Annotated in this window: 21 protein-coding genes; all 21 read left to right on the top strand. The window is 40.7% G+C overall.

Going from position 1 to position 19,206, the window contains the following annotated elements:
* The first annotated feature begins 1 nt into the window (after position 1).
* The 21 genes from flgL to fliD all read left to right on the top strand — a co-directional run bounded on the left by flgL (position 2) and on the right by fliD (position 19,198).
* Entirely contained in the window at positions 2-904 is a 903-nt protein-coding gene (gene flgL / locus KB186_RS24755) for a flagellar hook-associated protein FlgL (protein ID WP_221867378.1), read from the top strand.
* A 19-nt stretch (positions 905-923) separates the two neighbouring features.
* Positions 924-1,502 (top strand): DUF6470 family protein, encoded by a 579-nt coding sequence (locus KB186_RS24750; protein ID WP_173612183.1) that lies wholly within the window; start codon positions 924-926, stop codon positions 1,500-1,502.
* Between the two features lie 13 nt (positions 1,503-1,515).
* A complete protein-coding gene (gene fliW, locus KB186_RS24745; protein ID WP_173612184.1) occupies positions 1,516-1,932 on the top strand; it encodes a flagellar assembly protein FliW in 417 nt (138 codons plus the stop codon).
* Between the two features lie 11 nt (positions 1,933-1,943).
* Positions 1,944-2,192: a carbon storage regulator CsrA gene (csrA, locus tag KB186_RS24740; protein WP_173612185.1), complete on the top strand. Its 249-nt coding sequence runs from the start codon at positions 1,944-1,946 to the stop codon at positions 2,190-2,192.
* 175 nt (positions 2,193-2,367) lie between these two features.
* Entirely contained in the window at positions 2,368-3,192 is an 825-nt protein-coding gene (locus tag KB186_RS24735) for a flagellin N-terminal helical domain-containing protein (RefSeq protein ID WP_173612186.1), read from the top strand.
* Between the two features lie 129 nt (positions 3,193-3,321).
* Positions 3,322-3,906, top strand: coding sequence for a hypothetical protein (locus KB186_RS24730; RefSeq protein ID WP_221867379.1), 585 nt, complete (start codon positions 3,322-3,324; stop codon positions 3,904-3,906).
* Complete coding sequence (locus KB186_RS24725) at positions 3,893-5,764, top strand: motility associated factor glycosyltransferase family protein (RefSeq protein WP_232774569.1); 1,872 nt, start codon at positions 3,893-3,895, stop codon at positions 5,762-5,764. The genes KB186_RS24730 and KB186_RS24725 overlap by 14 nt, the downstream gene beginning before the upstream one ends.
* A 15-nt stretch (positions 5,765-5,779) precedes the next feature.
* Complete coding sequence (locus tag KB186_RS24720) at positions 5,780-6,790, top strand: NAD-dependent 4,6-dehydratase LegB (RefSeq protein WP_173612189.1); 1,011 nt, start codon at positions 5,780-5,782, stop codon at positions 6,788-6,790.
* Positions 6,787-7,974, top strand: a complete 1,188-nt coding sequence (locus KB186_RS24715) for a LegC family aminotransferase (protein ID WP_173612190.1) — start codon at positions 6,787-6,789, stop codon at positions 7,972-7,974. Before KB186_RS24720 ends, KB186_RS24715 begins: the two co-directional genes overlap by 4 nt.
* Positions 7,961-9,127, top strand: a complete 1,167-nt coding sequence (gene neuC, locus KB186_RS24710) for a UDP-N-acetylglucosamine 2-epimerase (protein ID WP_173612191.1) — start codon at positions 7,961-7,963, stop codon at positions 9,125-9,127. Before KB186_RS24715 ends, neuC begins: the two co-directional genes overlap by 14 nt.
* A gap of 34 nt (positions 9,128-9,161) precedes the next feature.
* On the top strand, positions 9,162-10,238 hold the full coding sequence (neuB, locus tag KB186_RS24705; RefSeq protein WP_173612192.1) for an N-acetylneuraminate synthase: 1,077 nt from the start codon (positions 9,162-9,164) through the stop codon (positions 10,236-10,238).
* Positions 10,235-10,858 (top strand): acetyltransferase, encoded by a 624-nt coding sequence (locus KB186_RS24700; RefSeq protein ID WP_173612193.1) that lies wholly within the window; start codon positions 10,235-10,237, stop codon positions 10,856-10,858. Before neuB ends, KB186_RS24700 begins: the two co-directional genes overlap by 4 nt.
* Positions 10,859-10,879: 21 nt before the next feature.
* Positions 10,880-11,929: a nucleotidyltransferase family protein gene (locus tag KB186_RS24695; RefSeq protein ID WP_173612194.1), complete on the top strand. Its 1,050-nt coding sequence runs from the start codon at positions 10,880-10,882 to the stop codon at positions 11,927-11,929.
* The gene (locus KB186_RS24690) at positions 11,926-12,834 is read left to right on the top strand and encodes a Gfo/Idh/MocA family protein (protein WP_173612195.1); all 909 of its coding nucleotides are present in this window, start codon (positions 11,926-11,928) and stop codon (positions 12,832-12,834) included. The genes KB186_RS24695 and KB186_RS24690 overlap by 4 nt, the downstream gene beginning before the upstream one ends.
* Positions 12,831-13,550 carry an acylneuraminate cytidylyltransferase family protein gene (locus KB186_RS24685; RefSeq protein ID WP_173612196.1) on the top strand — a complete coding sequence of 240 codons (720 nt, stop codon included), beginning with the start codon at positions 12,831-12,833 and terminating at the stop codon, positions 13,548-13,550. The genes KB186_RS24690 and KB186_RS24685 overlap by 4 nt, the downstream gene beginning before the upstream one ends.
* Entirely contained in the window at positions 13,531-14,358 is an 828-nt protein-coding gene (locus KB186_RS24680) for an SDR family oxidoreductase (RefSeq protein WP_232774568.1), read from the top strand. The genes KB186_RS24685 and KB186_RS24680 overlap by 20 nt, the downstream gene beginning before the upstream one ends.
* Before the next feature lie 39 nt (positions 14,359-14,397).
* Complete coding sequence (locus tag KB186_RS24675) at positions 14,398-15,282, top strand: SGNH/GDSL hydrolase family protein (protein ID WP_173612198.1); 885 nt, start codon at positions 14,398-14,400, stop codon at positions 15,280-15,282.
* Positions 15,279-16,310 (top strand): Gfo/Idh/MocA family protein, encoded by a 1,032-nt coding sequence (locus tag KB186_RS24670; protein ID WP_173612199.1) that lies wholly within the window; start codon positions 15,279-15,281, stop codon positions 16,308-16,310. The genes KB186_RS24675 and KB186_RS24670 overlap by 4 nt, the downstream gene beginning before the upstream one ends.
* Positions 16,311-16,325: 15 nt before the next feature.
* Positions 16,326-17,291, top strand: a complete 966-nt coding sequence (locus tag KB186_RS24665) for a Gfo/Idh/MocA family protein (RefSeq protein WP_173612200.1) — start codon at positions 16,326-16,328, stop codon at positions 17,289-17,291.
* An 83-nt stretch (positions 17,292-17,374) separates the two neighbouring features.
* Entirely contained in the window at positions 17,375-17,710 is a 336-nt protein-coding gene (flaG, locus tag KB186_RS24660; protein ID WP_173612201.1) for a flagellar protein FlaG, read from the top strand.
* Between the two features lie 12 nt (positions 17,711-17,722).
* Positions 17,723-19,198 carry a flagellar filament capping protein FliD gene (gene fliD, locus KB186_RS24655; RefSeq protein ID WP_232774567.1) on the top strand — a complete coding sequence of 492 codons (1,476 nt, stop codon included), beginning with the start codon at positions 17,723-17,725 and terminating at the stop codon, positions 19,196-19,198.
* Positions 19,199-19,206 lie beyond the last annotated feature (8 nt).

Genomic DNA, 19,206 nt, shown 5'->3' with positions numbered 1-19,206 from the left:
TATGGCAGTACGTGTGACGCAGAACATGCTGAATAGTAATATGCTGCGGAATTTGCATAAATCGATGCGAAATATGGATAGTTTGCAAGATCAATTGTCTTCTGGAAGCAAAATTGAGAAACCTTCTGATGATCCAGTCATAGCAGCGCGTGGAATGTTTTACCGCTCTTCGTTGATGGAGAATGACCAGTATAAGCGAAATGTGGGTGAGGCACAGTCTTGGATGGAAATGACAGACAGTACCATGGATGAAGTGGGCAGCGTCATGAAGCGTATCAAGGAGCTGTTAGTGTACTCTGGGGATGGTGCCATTTCGCCTGACGACTTGAAAACAATGGGATCTGAAGTTCAGGAACTGAAAAACCATTTAGGAACTCTTGCTAACCAGCAAATAAATGGAAAGTATATCTTTGCAGGAACTGATACAAATAAACCTCCCTATGATTCAAATGCAAACGGCGGTAAAGGAGATTTTGTAAGCAATAATAGTTCTCCCATTAATTTAGAAGTGAGTCAAAATGTCTTTGTTACATCGAATGTCAATGCCCAAAACATTTTTAATTTCCCAGACAATGCAAATAATATGTTTAAATTGCTGGATAACATTATGACTGAACTGAATAACGGAAGATCCGCTTCCCAATTTATTGGGGGATTAGATCAGCAGTATGATAATCTCCTAGCCGAGCGAGCATCATTAGGTGCCAGTGTGAATCGTGTGGACTTAATTGCGGAGAGGCTCAATTCCCAAGAAGTAAGTATTACGGGATTAATGTCGAAGAATGAAGATGCTGATATGGCTGAAGTTATGACCAATCTAAAAACGCAGGAAAGTGTACATTCAGCTGCATTGGGTTCTGGGGCCCGCATTATTCAACCAACTCTGTTAGACTTTTTGAGATAGAGAGTAGGAGGATGGCGTGATGCAGATTCCACAGATACGCATGGAAAGCACTTTTGCGCAGCTTGGTCTAAATATCCGAAAACCGATACAGGAAATCAAGCAGCCTCAAGCGGAAATGAACCTTAGTCAGAAGCCTGCAGAGCTTAATATTGAACAAGGAAGGATCGAGCTACAGATCGATTCTAGTCAGGCACGCGCAAACATCGGCATCATGACCTCGATGCAGTTTAGTGACAAGAATGCAGCCTATGGGCGGGAAAAGTGGTTACAAGCGATCGCTGAGAAAAGTCAAGATGGCGACCGTATGATGAAAATTTATACAAAAGAGAATGCAATCGCGGAAATTGGCAGAGAAAAAGGCTTAAAAGTCTTAGAGGGTGGATACAGACCATCGTCAACATCTAATGATGAAGGTGTAGATATTAATTTTCAGGTACACCCGGTCTCCATCCATGTCACGCGGAATGGCATGAGCATTGATCCTGTATCAAGACCTCCAGAACTTTCCTATACACCGGGTAAGGTAGAGCCTTATATGATACAATATAATAGCCTGAAGATTAGCGTGGCAGGAAGTCAACTGGATCAAATGATGTAAGCGAGGGGAAAACATGAGTGGAAGTCAACAGGTTGAATTGGGTAGGCTCTTTTTTGAGGATGGCATCCCAGGGTTTTCTCATTTGCAGTTTTTTCAGTTGATGCAAGAAGAGGATAGTCCCTTTTTTCTAATTCAATCGACAGAAGAGAAGGATATTGGTTTTTGGGTCATTGATCCTTTTTCCTTTTTTCCAGACTACAAGTTTGAATTATCCAATGTAGCAAAAGAAGCATTACGAGTGGAAGAGGACTCGCCAATCGGAGTGTTTTCTATCGTTACAATTCGCGGAAACAATCAAGCAACAGTAAACCTAAAGGCTCCAATTGTTGTCAACCTGTCGAATCGGATGGGAAGGCAGGTCATTATACAGGAAGATATATACTCCATTCGTCAGCCGTTGTTCGAGCAACAAGCTGTCAATAGAAAGTAGGTGGTGTTTGCATGCTCGTCCTTTCTCGAAAGAAAAATGAATCGATCATGATTGGAGACACCATCGAAATTAAAATTATTTCCGTTGATGGAGATCAGATCAAACTTGGCATCGAAGCACCGCGTAATTTGGATGTGCATAGAAAAGAGATTTTTGAAGCCATTCAGGAAGAGAATCGACTTGCTACGAAGAATCAGAGTGATTGGGCTGCTGTGAAACAGCTTTTTGAAACCAGCAAGGAGAAAAAAGATGGTCAGTAGATCATCTTTTTTCTTTTTTTGCAGAAAAAAGTAGAAAAAACACTAAACACACAAATGCTCCCAACCGATAACTATAGTGTAGAGACAAAGTCACAAGCGCGCGATTGTGAATCGTCTCAAAATATTGCAACAGTCACAGGGACGTGACTGTCGACAACTCAAGGAGGAACTTTACATGATTATCCAACACAATATGTCTGCTCAAAACACTCATCGTCAACTGGGTGTAAACTCCAGCAACCTGTCCAAAAACGTTGAGAAACTGTCTTCCGGCTACCGCATCAACCGTGCTGCTGACGACGCTGCTGGTCTCTCCATCTCCGAGCGTATGCGCGCACAAGTTCGTGGTATGGAACAAGCTTCCCGCAACTCCCAAGATGGTATCTCTCTGATCCAAGTTGCTGAGGGTGCATTGCAAACAGTTAACAACATGCTCGTTCGCGTTAAAGAAATCGCTACTCAATCTGCGAACGGTACTTACCAAGATACTACTGACCGCTCCCGTCTGCAAGAAGAGTTGGATGAGTTGACTAAAGAGGTAACAAACATCATGTCCAACACCAAGTTCAACAGCATCTCTTTGCTGGATGGTAACGGTGGCAAAGACATCGATTTGCAAATTGGTCAAGAAAAAGCTCAAACTTTGACTCTTGTTACTTCCAAATTTGACCTGAAATCCGTTGAGGATATGGTTAAAAAATGGAAAATCGGTACTCAAAGCGGCGCTAAGAGCGTATTGGGTAGCATCGATACTGCGATCAACCAAGTTTCCGCAGCTCGTTCTTACCTGGGTGCGAACCAAAACCGTCTGGAAAACACAATCAACAACCTGAACATCACTGCTGAGAACCTGACTGCTGCTGAATCTCGTATTCGTGACGTAGATATGGCGAAAGAGCAAATGGCGTTCACTAAGAACAACATTCTGACTCAAGCTTCTCAAGCAATGTTGGCACAAGCAAACCAATTGCCACAAGGTGTTCTGCAATTGCTGCGTTAATCTTTTCTCCATTAAAAAAGCACGAACTTCTTTACAGAAGTCGTGCTTTTTTTTATTTCCATCTTTATCATATAATTGAACGTCTAAAAGTTTCCGATATACATAATGACTGACACTAAGGAGGCACTTATGAAAATTATTGCGAATAATCAAGAGTTTCATATACAAGATCAACAAACCAATAGCGTTACCTCTATCATATCTTTTATAAACCAAATCATTGCTGAAAGCTCAATGGTTTTCTGTGGGATGAAAGTGGATGGAGAAGAAATTTACGATCATTTTGAAGAGCTCTTATCCGAGAGGGAATCGATTCAAGTTATTGAGCTAATTTTGGTGACAAAAGAGCAACTTGCAAAAGAAACGCTTATCTCCATTCGTGAGTATGTGAGCAGAGCGTTAACACTTCTCCCAGGGGTTGTTGAGGCGTTCTATTCTGGTAGCCCTTCTTCAGAGGAGTGGACGAAATTATCTCAAATGATCGAGGGTGTACAGTGGATACAGAACTCTTCACAATATTACGCTGACCTTGATTTTGTTGATAGCTTTGTTTTTACTCAACAGCTTGAAGACTTGAATACTGCTGTTATGCAACAAGACCATACGATGATTGCAGATATTATTCAATATGAAATCATTACAAAATATGAAGCATTGCATCAAGGAATTGGTGAACTCTCCATGCATGAGGTGGGCCAGCATGATGCAAATTGATAACCTAACGTGTTTGAAAAAGTACTACCCACAGCTATGGGACAACTTTCAGAAATATGATCGAAATGAGAATGAAAAAGTACGTGTGGAAGAAACGAAAACAGGTGGAACCACGATCGCAGTTCTAGCCAATTCCGGATGGAACTATATACATAGCAAATATAATCCGATGCAAGAAGCGCAGCGCTTTATTCAAACTCTTGAAGATATCGGAGATCGCCATGTCCTGTTTTATGGTGTCGGTTTCGGCTATCACATTGATGAATTTATACAATTGCATCCAAAAGCTATGTTTTCCATTTATGAGCCTAATGCTGTTATTTTTTCAAAGTTAGTGGAAAGTAGATCGCTGGAGGATTGGGGTCCTTCGAAAAAGCTTGTCCATTTGATGCTAGAGGTACGGGCAGAAGATGTGAAGAGCCAATTATCGCAGTTTACGCATTTGCAAGATAAAGAAGTATATGTGGTCGTTCATCCAAGCTACGAGAGAATTTTTGCAGAGCAAACAAAAGCTTTTATTGATACATTTAGAGATGTTGTCTATGAGGCGCGTAACAGATTGTTAACAGGTCAAGTCTTTGCGAAAAGGATGGCTATCAATGGCTTGTTCAACATGCCCCATATTATGAAAACACCCAATATTTTAGATGGTCATGGAGGACATTTTAAAGACAAGCCGGCTATCATTGTGGGGGCAGGTCCATCCTTAAACGATGAGTTTGAGAACTTGCGCTACATCAAAGAAAATGGACTTGCATACATTTTTTCCGTAGGTTCAGCCATTAACCAATTGATTAATGCTGGTATTACACCGGATGCGACTTTTGCTTATGATGGTAGTGCATTGAACTCCAAGGTGTTTGAGAAAGTGATTGATAGCAAAATCGATAATGTTCCCTTAGTGTTTGGTAGTACAATGGGGTTTGAAACCGTTAATAACTATCATGGCAAAATGGCAAACTTCTTGGTTCGTGACGATTACATCATGGACATGTTTATTAAAAGAAATGACGATAATGCATTCCATTACATTGATAGATTTGGAAGTATTGCGACCTTAACACTACAAGTTTTGAGTCACATTCAATTTTCACCGATTATTTTAGTGGGGATCAACCTTGCTTTTCGTGGAAATGAAATATATGCAAAAGGTATCAATTATACGGAAACTGAGTTGACTGATTGGAGAAAAGAGCAGGCTATCGTTGTAAAGGATGTTGAAGGGAAAGACACATACACCAGTAAGCTCTTCTTGTCTATGAAAGATGAGATGGAGCAGTTGATCGAACGTGTCTCACATCCAGATATCATCAATTCCACAAAAGAAGGGGCTCATATTGAAGGAACAGTCTTCTTACCCTTGGAAACCGTCATTCGTGAAAGACTCAGTACAACGGGGATTGTTCAACAAGATTGGCTAGATTTAATTAAAGATACGTTTTCTTACGACTTGGAACATTTCAAGATGACTGTGAAAACAATGACAAAAGAAAGTACGGAACTAGATGTTGTTTTCAAGCGCTTTGAAGAGTTGTTTGATGAGATGGAGCATTATATCTCTAGTCAAAATTCCCGACAGCTTGATCTGTGTTTTAACAAATTTGATAAGCTTTTTGATCGCTTGCAAAGAAATAAGTACTACCTAAGAATTATTCAATCCATGAATTATATTGAGTTTAATTTGATACTTAAAATGTTTGATGAGGTACGATCCTCTTCAGATATCGTGATGAAAGCACGCAGAGTTATCGATCAGTTTAAAAACTATTTGTTTGCCACTAAAAATGACAGTATCGCAATTAAAAGATTACTAGAAGATATGTACGAGAAAGTGATTGAGGAAGGCAGTGCAACTTGATACGGAGATGATCTAATGGATTTGAAAAACAAAAAAATACTAGTAACAGGAGCAGATGGTTTCATCGGCTCACATTTAACAGAAGAACTAGTACGTCAAGGTCATGATGTAAAAGCTTTCGTTTATTACAATTCATTTAATTCATGGGGATGGCTCGATCATTTACCGAAAGAAACCTTGAAAGGAATTGAGGTATTTGCCGGGGACATTCGTGATCCCTATGGAGTTAAACAAGCGATGAAGGGATGCGATGTTGTTCTTCATTTGGCTGCCTTAATTGCGATTCCATATTCTTATCATTCTCCAGAAACGTATGTGGACACGAACATAAAAGGTACATTGAACATACTGCAAGCTGCTCGAGAATTAAACGTGGAAAAAGTGGTACACACTTCAACCAGTGAAGTTTATGGAACTGCTCGTTTTGTCCCGATTACTGAAGAACATCCACTTCAAGGACAATCTCCTTATTCTGCGAGTAAAATTGGTGCCGACCAGATGGCGATGTCTTTCTTTAGCTCATTTGATTTGCCAGTATCCATAATCCGTCCTTTTAATACGTATGGTCCTAGGCAGTCAGCACGTGCGGTGATTCCTACAGTTATCACACAAATTGCCAATGGACAGAAAACCATTCAACTTGGTTCGCTTTCACCTACAAGAGACTTTAATTATGTGAAAGATACAGTTAGAGGATTTCTGTCGGTCGCTCAATCTGACAGATCCATTGGAGAAGTAATAAATATAGGAAGTAATTACGAGGTCTCAATCGGCCAGACAGTAGAGTTTATAGCAGAGTTAATGGGTGAAAAAATACACATTGAGACAGACAACCAGCGTATTCGTCCAGAGAAGAGCGAAGTAGAGCGCTTATGGGCGGATAATTCGAAGGCGAAGAATTTAACTGGATGGCACCCCGAATATGGGGGAGTAGAAGGTTTCAAACGGGGACTAAGTGAAACAATCGAGTGGTTCACTAATCCCGTTCATCTATCCCAATACAAGGCAGGGATTTATAACCTATGAGTCAGCTAACCTCGCTAGAACAAATAGTCGCCAAACTGAAAGAAGTCACCCATTTTGCGGACAAGTTTATTCCTTTGCATGAGCCATGCTTTCAAGGGAATGAGTGGAAGTATGTGAAAGAGTGTATAGATACTGGATGGGTATCATCAGTAGGAAAATACGTAGATCAGTTTGAAGAAAAGCTACAAGAATATACGGGGGTGAAGCGAGCTGTGGCCGTAATGAATGGCACGGCCGCTTTGCATATATGTCTGAAATTAGTTGGAGTAGAGCCGGAAGATGAAGTATTAATGCCGGCTCTCACGTTTATTGCTACGGCTAATGCAATTGCCTATTGTGGAGCGACCCCACATTTTATCGATAGCAGTTTTACTACTCTTGGTGTAGATCCCAAGAAATTAAATGATTATTTGCTTGAAATTGCAGAGGTAAGGGGCAAGGAGTGCTTTAATAAAATAACTGGCAAAAGAATAAAAGCTGTCGTTCCTATGCATACATTTGGGCATCCTGTTGAATTAGATGAATTGATAGATGTATGCGAGAGGTTTCATCTTGAACTTGTAGAGGACGCAGCTGAATCACTAGGTTCCTATTACAAAGGGGTTCATACGGGAAATTTGGGACGTGTGTCGGCTCTCAGTTTTAATGGAAATAAAGTAATTACGACTGGTGGCGGAGGAGCAATATTAACGAACGATGAGGCCTTAGGCAAATACGCAAAGCATATTACAACAACTGCGAAAATGCCGCATAAATGGGCCTTTGAACATGACCAAATCGGTTACAATTATCGTCTTCCAAACATCAATGCAGCATTAGGATGCGCGCAATTAGAACAGTTGCCAATGTTTATTGAGCGGAAAAGGGCACTGGCACAAAAATATGCCCAGGTATTTGCGTCTATTCCTGAAATCACATTCTTTCATGAGCCCAAATTAGCGACGAGTAATTACTGGTTACATGTGCTTTTGCTATCGCCTGAGTTGGAGAAAAATCGTGATCAATTGCTGGAAATGACAAACGAACAAGGTTTGATGACTCGTCCCGCCTGGAAACTGCTTCACGAATTGCCAATGTATAAGAATGCTCCGAAGATGGATATCGTGGTAGCAAAACAGCTAGAAGAAAGAATCATAAATATTCCAAGCAGCTCTAACCTGGGGGCTAGTTATGTCACAACGTAAACTTTGTGTAGTTACAGGTACACGTGCCGAATATGGCCTTCTGTATCACCTTATGAAAGAAATACAAGAAGATACAGATTTGCAATTACAGATTATTGTAACTGGCATGCATTTATCTCCTGAATTTGGGTTGACTTATCGCTCGATAGAGCAGGATGGTTTTGCTATTGACGAAAAAATTGAAATGCTTTTATCCAGCGATACCTCGGTCGGAATTGCAACTTCGGTTGGCATAGGGACAATTGGGTTTTCACAGGCGTATGAACGTCTGAGACCTGATCTGGTCGTATTGCTTGGGGATCGTTTTGAGATTTTGGCTGCGGCTCAAGCTGCAATGATTGCAAGAATACCCATCGCTCATTTGCATGGAGGGGAAACAACCGAAGGAGTCATTGACGAATCGATAAGACACGCCGTGACCAAAATGTCGCAACTACACTTTGTAGCAGCAGATGAATACAGAAAAAGAGTCATTCAACTAGGTGAGAATCCAGATCGAGTGTTCAACGTGGGCGCAATTGGGCTTGATAATATACGAAAATTACCGCTTCTAAATAAGGAAGCCTTTGAAAAGTCTATCGATTTTGCTTTAAGCAAGCCAAGTTTTCTTATTACTTATCATCCCGTTACATTGAAGAAGAACCATTCTGAATCTGCAATGCTCGAGCTTTTACAAGCACTTGATCATTTCTCTGATGCAACCTGTATATTCACAAAGCCAAATGCGGATATGGGGGGACGCATCATTTGTGAAATGATCGATAGATACGTGGAGATTAATTCTTCCAGATGTGTTTCATTTACTTCTCTTGGGCAATTACGTTATTTAAGCGCACTGCAACATGTAGATGCCGTAATTGGAAATTCATCAAGTGGCATTATCGAAGTGCCTTTTTTTCAGAAGGGCACCGTTAATATCGGGGATCGCCAAAAAGGGAGGATTCGAGCGGAATCCGTTATTGATTGTGTAGAACAAAAAGATTCCATTATTTCAGCGATTAGACAGGCTCTCTCAAACGAGTTCCAGGAAAAGCTACGAAGTATGGAGTCTCCTTACGGTAAGGAATACGTTTCGGCGAAAGTGAAAAATGTACTGAAGGAAGTAAGCCTGGACAATTTGCTGCATAAAACTTTTTTTGACATCGAGGATTAGTAGAGATGTGCAAACATCTCTAGGAGGTACTATTATGACGAAGACATTTATTATTGCCGAAGCTGGTGTAAATCACAACGGATCTTTGGAGATGGCCAAAGAGCTCGTCTATTGTGCTGCAGAAGCAGGTGCTGATGCGGTGAAATTCCAGACGTTTAGGGCCAAAAGTATTATAAGTAAATATGCAGAAAAAGCCGATTATCAGAAGAGAACGACCGGTGTTGAAGAATCGCAATTAGAAATGGTGCAGAAATTGGAATTGTCGTTGGAAATGCATCATGAACTCGTAGAAACTTGTAAACAATGTAACATTAAATTTTTGTCCACCCCGTTCGATCTTGAAAGTGTAGACCTGTTGGCTGAGGAAATCGGTGTAGATTTACTTAAGCTACCTTCGGGAGAAATAACAAATGCGCCGCTTTTATTAAAAGCAGCTCTAACGGGGCTACCTATTATCCTCTCCACTGGAATGTCTAATCTAGGAGAAATAGAAGAGGCTCTAGGAGTTTTGGCTTTTGGCTACTTACGTTTCTCGCAGGCGCCATCTATCAGAGAGTTTCAAGAGGCGTATGCAAGTGAGGAGGGGCAACAAGTTCTTCGTGAAAAAGTAACGTTACTTCATTGTACAACTGAGTATCCAGCACCATATGTCGATGTGAACTTGAGGTCTATGGATACCTTGGCTGCGGCCTTTCAACTTCCAGTAGGATTCTCCGATCATACCGCTGGAATAGCTGTTCCGATTGCGGCTGTGGCTAGAGGTGCGCAGGTCATCGAGAAGCATTTTACGCTGGATAGAACTTTGCCAGGGCCTGATCATCAGGCCTCCCTAGAGGGGGCAGAACTCAAGCAAATGATTGATTCAATTCGGCAAGTGGAGCTATCGCTGGGTAAAGCGTATAAAATGCCTACACCTTCGGAACAAAAAAACAAATTTATCGCCCGCAAGAGCTTGGTTGCAGCATGTAGTATTCAAAAAGGTGAAATATTGACAATCGACAATCTAACTGCAAAACGACCAGGAACAGGTATTCCTCCGATTCGAATCTGGGACTTGATTGGGAAAGTCGCAAGTAAAGATTACGAACAAGATGAGTTGATTCAGGAATGAAGCCTGTAATTGTACTTGGTGGCGGTGGACATGCCAAAGTATTATTGGATACGTTAATTTTACAGGGTCATAATATCTTGGGATTCACGGACCTCCAGTCCCAAGCTAGCATATGGGGAATTCCGTATCTAGGTCATGATGTAGAGATCGAAAAATTTTCTCCCAAAGATTTGGTACTAGTAAATGGGATCGGTGCAGTCGGCAATAATTCAATCCGAAAGAAATTATTCTGTTTTTATAAAGAGCGGGGATACAGTTTCGCAAGTGTTATTCATCCAACTGCGATCATATCCCCTCGAGTAGTAATTGGTGAAGGCGCTCAAATAATGGCTGGCGCTGTCGTGCAAGCAGATGTACATATAAGCGGTAATGTTATTGTAAATACACGAGCCTCTATTGATCATGATTGCAGGATTAATGACCATGTACACATAGCACCAGGGGCAACTCTTTCCGGTGGTGTACATATTGAAGAAGGTGCATTCGTTGGCGCTGGTGCTGTAGTTATTCAAGGTATTCAGATTGGGACAGGAAGTATTGTTGGGGCCGGAGCTGTTGTTATCAAGGATGTTCCGAAAAATAGAAAAGTAGCAGGTGTGCCTGCACACGTGATTGGATAAGCAACAAGAAAGGGGTGGGGAGTGGTGAATTGGAGAGACCTTTTGGTATCACCGCAAACGCCTATCATTCATACATTGGAAATTATCGATAAGAATGCCAGACAAATTGCTTTAGTTGCAGATGAAAATGATAGATTGCTCGGCACTGTAACAGATGGTGACATCCGGAGAGGCTTGCTAAAGGGAAGAGGGCTTCAAGATCCTACCTCCACGATTATGAATCCATATCCTACGGTAGCTTCTCCGTATGACTCAAAAGAGAATATCCTTGCCCTCATGAAAATCAAGCATCTTCATCAAATTCCGATTGTTGATGAAGACGGGCGAATTGTGCATGTAGAGATGTTAAATGACCTTTTGCGTCCGAAAAAAAAGGACAATTGGGTGGTTCTAATGGCCGGTGGATTGGGAACTCGCCTTCATCCATTAACGCATGATTGCCCCAAACCTTTATTGGCAGTTGGGAACAAGCCATTATTGGAAACGATTTTGCAGAGTTTCATTGATCAAGGATTCCATAAGTTTTATATCTCAGTGAAATACAAGGCAGAGATGATTCAGGACTATTTTGGCACCGGTGAGCGATGGGGTGTTACTATTTGCTATTTGCAAGAAAAGGAGTCATTGGGTACGGCGGGAGCGTTAAGTTTATTGCCAGACAAGCCAGTGGAACCTTTTTTTGTCATGAACGGTGACTTACTAACAAAGGTAAATTTTGAACAACTTTTAGATTTTCACAAGACGTATCAAGCAAAAGCAACAATGTGCGTTCGAGAGTACGAATATCAAGTTCCATATGGTGTTGTCCGGTTAGATAAGCATCGACTGACAGCTATAGAGGAAAAGCCGATTCAGCGATATTTTGTCAACGCAGGCATTTATGTCATGGATCCGCAAGTTTTAGAACACATTCCACATAATGAAAACTTGGATATGCCAAGTTTGTTTGAGCAATTGATGAAGCAAGAACAGCAAACAATCGCATTCCCGATTAGAGAGTATTGGTTGGATATTGGGCGCATTGCTGATTTTGAAAAAGCGAACAAAGAGTATATGGAGGTATTCAGTTGAGGGCGCTCGTCATTGGCTTTGGATCAATCGGAATGAGACATGCACGTGTATTGAGAGAGTTAGGGTGCAAAGTTTGTGTGGTTAGCAGTCGAGAGGTTGATTGGGATTGCTCCTACCACGCTCTTTCCGAAGCCTTGCAAAAAGAGAACCCTCAGTATGTTATTGTTGCAAATAAAACATCTGAGCATTATCAGACGCTTTTGGAATTAGAAAATCAAGGCTATAGAGGGAAGGTTCTTGTAGAGAAGCCGCTTTTTCATTTGGAAGCAAGTATGCCGCCTCATAGCTTTGACATTTTTGTTGGCTATAATCTCCGTTTCCATCCTGCAATTCAGAAGCTGAAAATGCTCATGCAGGGTCAAAAAATACTATCTCTTCATGTTTATACAGGTCAGTATCTTCCCCAATGGCGCCCTCACGCAGACTACCGAAAGACGTATTCAGCTAAGAAAAGTGAGGGTGGAGGGGTTCTCAGAGACTTGAGTCACGAGTTGGATTATGTAAATTGGTTATTAGATGGATGGGAAAGCTTAACCGCAGTCGGCGGGAAATTCAGCTCTTTAGAAATAGATAGTGATGATATTTACTCCATTATGCTAAAGACGAAGAAGTGTCCTATTGCAAGCATAAATATTAATTATATCGAGAAGAGTCCTAAGCGATTTATTATCGTGAATACAGATCAGGATACGATAAAAGTGGATATGATAGGAAATACATTAACCGTGAATGAACGGACAGAGCCATTTGAGGTTTCTAGAGATTATACATATAAAATGCAACATGAAGCGGTTTTGTCAGACAATGTATGGGATGTCTGTCATTCAGAAGAAGCAATGGATGTAATGAATATGATAAACGCAATTGAAGAGGCAAATGAGAAAAGGAGTTGGGTCTCGAAATGAAAAGGCTGTGCACGATTTGCGCAAGAGGAGGCTCAAAAGGGGTGAAGAATAAAAATATTCGTCCCTTGATGGATCGTCCTCTTATTGCATTTAGTATAAAACAGGCGAAACAATCGGGCTTGTTCGATTGCGTAGCAGTTAGTAGTGATTCTAGGGAAATACTGGAAGTAGCGCGGGAATATGGGGCAGACATTCTTATTGAGAGACCCGATCAAATGGCAACGGATGAGTCAGCAAAACTTCCTGCTATTCAACATTGCGTTAGTGAAGTTGAAAAACAATTAAAGGTCACGTTTGGTACCCTTGTTGATTTGGATGCAACATCCCCGTTGCGAATAGTTGAGGATATTCAAGGAGCAGTTGAATTGTTGGAGAGGAAGCAGTGCTCCAATGTGATAACGGCTGCACCAGCTAGAAGATCACCCTACTTTAATTTAGTGGAGTTAAACACAAATGGATTTGTTCAACTATCAAAAAAGCTAGACCAAGCTATTGTAAGAAGACAAGATTCACCAAAATGCTATGACATGAATGCTTCGATATATGTTTGGAGTCGCGATGCGTTCTACGGGGCAAATTCGGTTTTTTATGAAGATACCATGCTTTTTGAAATGCCAGAGGAGCGGTCTATTGATATCGACTCTGAAGTTGATTTTATGTTTGTTGACTTTTTACTAAACCAAAAGAGGGATCTATATGAAACCTTATTCTTATAAAAAATTGTTCGATTTACAGGGAAAAACAGCAATTGTTACAGGCGGACTAGGTATCTTGGGAAGGCACTTCTGCAGAGGATTAGCCGAATTCGGAGCTAATGTCGCAGTAGTTGACCTTGATTTAGAAGGTGCGAGGGCATTTGCTCAAGAACTCGAGGCCTCGTATAGAGTAAAGTGCTTAGGTGTCTCTTGTGATGTTTCTTCTCAGCAGTCGGTTAATAAGATGGTAGAGGAAGTCGTAAATGCATTTGGGGAGATACATATTCTGCATAATAATGCTGCTAGTAAATCAAAGGATCTAGATGCTTTTTTTGCGCCATTTGAAGAATATTCAATGGAACAATGGCGGGAAATTATGTCTGTCAATATAGATGGCATGTTTTTAGTTGCACAAGCCGTTGGCAAGCAAATGGTCCTTCAGGGTAAGGGAGGCTCCATTATACAAACAGCCTCTATTTACGGAATTGTTGCACCGGATAATAGAATATACGATGGCTCGTTTTATTTGGACAGGCAAATTAATACCCCAGCAGTCTACTCCGCATCAAAATCATCTGTTCTTGGGCTGACGAAGTACTTGGCGACGTATTGGGCACCACAAGGGATTCGAGTCAATACACTCATACCTGGTGGTGTAGAAAGTGGCCAAAATGAGGAGTTTAAACAAAAATATTCGAATCGTGTACCTTTAGCAAGAATGGCGCAGCCAGAAGAGCTGGTAGGAGCATTGGTGTATCTAGCTTCAAATTCATCTAGTTATGTTACCGGCCAACAAATAGTAGTTGATGGCGGTTTGTCAGTCTGGTAATCGATCACTACTAATTACATCACAAAGTTGGGGATTAACATGAAAATAATCATACTTGGGGACTCGCTTGCCTTACCAAGGCCACATCGAATAAAAAGTTTCGATCCTGAAGTGGATAAAGAATTGGCCGTTCATTTTGATGAAACTTACGGTTGTTTGTTACAGAACGAACTACTGAACGCATACCCGACAGTTCGGTTTACTGTTACCAATCGTGCGCAACGGCTTACAACCATTAAGGATATAGCTGCCCAATTTGGCGATCATCTTTTTTACTTTCAGCCAGATGTTATCGTTATGCAGGTAGGCATTGTTGATTGCTGGATAAGAGATGAGCTTGGTGGTAAACAACTGGTCAATATTGTCGAATTTGAACAGCATTATCGTGCTATTCTTACCCTTTTGCAGAAACGGCCAGAAACCAAACTTATTGTCGTGGGAATTTGCCCTACTTCTATTAAGATGGAAAAGCGCTATCCAGGAATCCTGCAGCAGATAAACTTGTACAATCAAGTATTGAAGAGTGGAGAAAATCATCACCAAGTATTTTTTATGGAGATGGAGTCGTACATTAACAGTCACAATCCTCATGTCTATCTCTTGCCAGATGATCATCACTTGAACAAGAAAGGCAATGAATTAATCAGTAGACGTCTTGTAGAGATAATAAAGGCATTTCAAGAAAATGTTACAGGTTGCAAGATGTTTGAGACTGATGCGGAGCTTAGCTACAAGCATTTTATAAAATCGTATGAAATTTTTCCGTACTTTGGTGATAATTTATACAATTTGATTTACTTATCTTACCAAATGCAAGACTGGGGAAAGACAGTTGAGTATATAAAATTTGTTCGGATGAATCAAATACAGCATCCAGCCTTACCTCAACTTGTGGACATGATAAAGGAGCAAATGAACTCATGAGTATGAGTACCATAGGGATTATTGGCTTAGGACCGATGGGACATAGGTACGTAGAAGCAATTCAAATGTTGCCTGAACCAGTTAAAATCGCTGTTACAGATCTAAGAACAGATGTGATCGAACAAGCAAAGGCAAAGTATCCGAAACAGGAATTTAGTGTCTACACCAATCATGAGGACATGTTGAAGAGTGAGCAGCTAGATGTCTTGATTATCGCTACAAATGGACCAAGTCATTACTCTTTGTTTTTAGATGCAATAAAATTTGGAGTTAACAGGGTTATCTGTGAGAAACCTATTGCCACTTCAATTCACCAGGCGCAAGAAATGGTGTCGATTGCACGTGAAAAAGGAGTGAAGCTAGCTGTCAATCATGGTCGGAGATGGGCGGCTGACTACTTACTTTTACGGGAAAAATTGAAATCTGGCGTTATCGGTCCTGTAGAAAGCATGATGTTTTCTATGGGAGGTGGTCAAATGGGGTGTAATGGTACTCACTTTATTGATCTTGCCAGTTTCCTATTGGACGATAAGGTTGAACAAGTATGCGGATTTTTAAATGATGAAGGTGTACCGAATCCAAGAGGAGCAAATTTTAAAGACCCTGGTGGATATGCCATTATACACTTCAGTGCTGGAACTCGTATGTTCTTTGAATTAACCGAAGATCTTGGCATTCCTCCTGTGCTAGTTATTAACGGGAAATATGGGCGGATTACTGTTAACGAGCTCCAACGATCTTATTTTATAGAAGCGCGGAATGAGCAGGATCGGGAACTTCCTGTCACTCGTTATGGGACACCTTTACATGAAACGCAAACGTGTAAACTGGAGTTAAACATTATTGAGTTTTGCCAAAATCTATTAATGAACATGTTACAGGACCACATACCAGCCAATCCTCAATTTGCTGTCGATGCGTTAGAAACAGTCATTGGGATTCATTACTCTCACCACTTAGGTAACAAAGTAATCAATTTACCTATAACCGATGAAGAATATTGTAACAAACTGTTTTCGTTTACGTAGTGAGGGGGGAGACAGATGATATCGCTAGGAATAATAGGTACGGGGTCAATAGCCCCCCATTATATACAAGCCATCCATTGGTTAAATCAACACAGAGAAACGGAAATAAAAGTAATTGCAGCTGTTAATCGCACAGAAGCCAGTAATGAAAGAGCAAGAAATGTGCTAGGCATCCCAAAAACTTACACTAGTATTCACGATATGATTTCTGCGGAGAAACTGGACGGTATTATCGTTGCTGTTCCTTTTCCTAGCATTTATGAAGTAACTATGAATCTAATTCCTACGCGGATTCCCCTGCTAATTGAAAAACCGCCGGGTCTAACTATGGAGCAAACCCGACAATTGTCGCAGTTAGCGAGAATGCATCAGGCAAGTGTAATGGTAGGATTTAACCGCCGCTTCTATAGTGTAGTCGATCAAGCGAAACGACTGATAGAAGAATCAGGCGGTCTGCTGGGAATGAGAATGGATGTTTTTGAACGCTATAGACTATTGCGAGAAAACGGTTATCCTTCAGAGAAATTAGAGAAGCTGTTCACAGCTAATAGTATTCATTGCATAGATTTAATACGCTATTACTGCGGGGATCTTGATGCCATTCATGCTTTTTCTAATCAATCGTCTGAGGAGCCTTTTAATCATCGATATGCAGCATTGATCGTCGCAAAGAGGAACATACCGATTACATTCCAAGCGTATTGGCATTCAATGGGGAACTGGAATTACGAATTGTATTTGCAGGATGGAAAAATTCAGTTTACCAATATGGAAGAGGCACTAGTTTCTTTTCGAAATAAAGAGCCTTATCGTTTAACCCCCAATCAAGTGGATCGGGATACAAAGCCAGGATTTGCTGAACAAATGATGCATTTCTTGAATCAGGTAATACACTTCTCCGGTAATGCAGGTTATGAAGGTGAAATGTCCATCCATGACGCAGTAAATACGATGGCTCTCGTAGAATCGTTGCAAACGTAAAATAATATAAATAGAGAAGGTAAAGCTTTTTCCCGAAAAAACCGATAACTATCTTAGGAAAAAAATCCTAAGGAGGATTGAGTATGGACGTTGGATCAGTACAAGGATTCGGGAAATCGAAAGCGCATAATAATTTTCCTCAAACGAATAGTCAGCCTCAGGAGCAATCGGTACCGGTAAAAGAACATCAGCAGAATAATAAGAATCTAGAACAAGAAATAGCTGGCATAAATAAATGGCTTCAATCAACTAGCTCGCATGTGAAGTTTACCCTTCATGAAGATCTCAATGAATACTATGTGCAGGTCATCAACGATCAAACAAATGAGGTCATTCGTGAAATTCCTTCAAAAAAAGTAATGGACATGGTTGCGAAGATGCATGAAATGATCGGAATACTAGTGGACGAGAAAAGATAGGAGGTAAGTAAGATGGGAATCCGTTTGTCAGGTATGGCTTCAGGAATGGATACGGAGAAAATTATTAAAGATTTGATGAAGGCTCAAAGAGAGCCTGTTAATCGTTTGCAACGTACTAAGTACAGTACTGAGTGGAAACGTGATGCTTACCGAGAGATGAATACGGTCTTTGCAGATTTTCAAAACTCGGTGAAAAATCTGCGTTTGTCTAGTAGCTTTAACAAAAAAGTAGCTACATCCGAAAATGACTCTATCGCTTCAGTAAAAGTTGTGGGGCAGACATCATTGTCCAGTTATACGATAGAGATAGAAAACCCGGCAGTAGTTGGAAAACCTGCTACTGCTGCGTTTACTTCAACTTTACCTGATACGAAGACAGCTATCGGGTCAACATTTGACTTAACACTCAAAAAGGATTCAAGTGCGGCAAGTACAGTTGTTAAAATTGAGGATAAAGATACGATTGAAACGATTATCGGTAAAATTAACAACTCTAACTCAGGTGTGAAAGCTACCTATTTCAATAATCAATTCGTATTGTCTTCAGATGATGGTAGTAATTTTACTGTACAGGCTCCAGCTGGGAATAGTTTAGGATTGAAGGATGCAACCGCGACGAAAACAGATGGCACACCTGCTTCCTTTAAAATTAATGGAGTATCCTACACATCTGATAAAAATACAATTACTTTCGATGGCATGGAAATTTCATTGAAGCAAGCCAACAAAAATGCGCCAATAACGATTAATACGAAGTCTGACGAAGATACGATTTACAACATGGTGAAAGATTTCGTCGACAAGTACAATGCTGTCCTTGAAACGGTTAATAAAAAGATTTCAGAACCAAAGTACAAGGGTTACCAGCCGTTGTTGGATGAGGAAAAAGAAGCATTACCTGAAAAAACGGCTGAGAAAATGGATCTCATGGCAAAAAGTGGTATACTTCTGCGGGATCCCATTCTATCAAGTGCCTTAAGTGAACTTCGCAGAGCTACAAGTACTCCTTTGCAAATCGATGGTGTAAATAAAGCTTTTGATACATTATCCGAAATCGGTATTGGCGGTCCACCAAGCGGGAAAAACGCATATCAAGAAAACGGAAAGTTGTTCATCAATGAAACCAAACTTCGCGAGGCAATTCGGAACAATGGCGAAGATGTAATGAAACTGTTTACAAGTTTCAGCAATGAAAAAAATGACCTTGGAAAAAAATATAATGAGAGTGGCGTTGCTGAGCGCTTGTACGGTCAATTGAGTGAGGTCATGGATAAAATAAAAATCGAAGCTGGGTCATCTGGATCTATTTACGACGATAGCTATCTTTCTAAAAAAATCGAGCAAACCAACAAAGACATAGATCGTTGGGAAGATCGCCTTAAAATGATCGAGAACCGTTATTGGAAACAATTCTCTTCAATGGAAAAAGCTATGTCCAAGTCACAATCACAAGGCTCATGGTTTGCACAAATGCTAGGCCAGCGTTAAGAAGGAGT

Source organism: Brevibacillus sp. AF8 (assembly GCF_021270385.1).
Classification (GTDB): domain Bacteria; phylum Bacillota; class Bacilli; order Brevibacillales; family Brevibacillaceae; genus Brevibacillus.
Note: the sequence above shows the minus strand (reverse complement) of the source record. Positions and strands in the feature narration are given on the sequence as shown.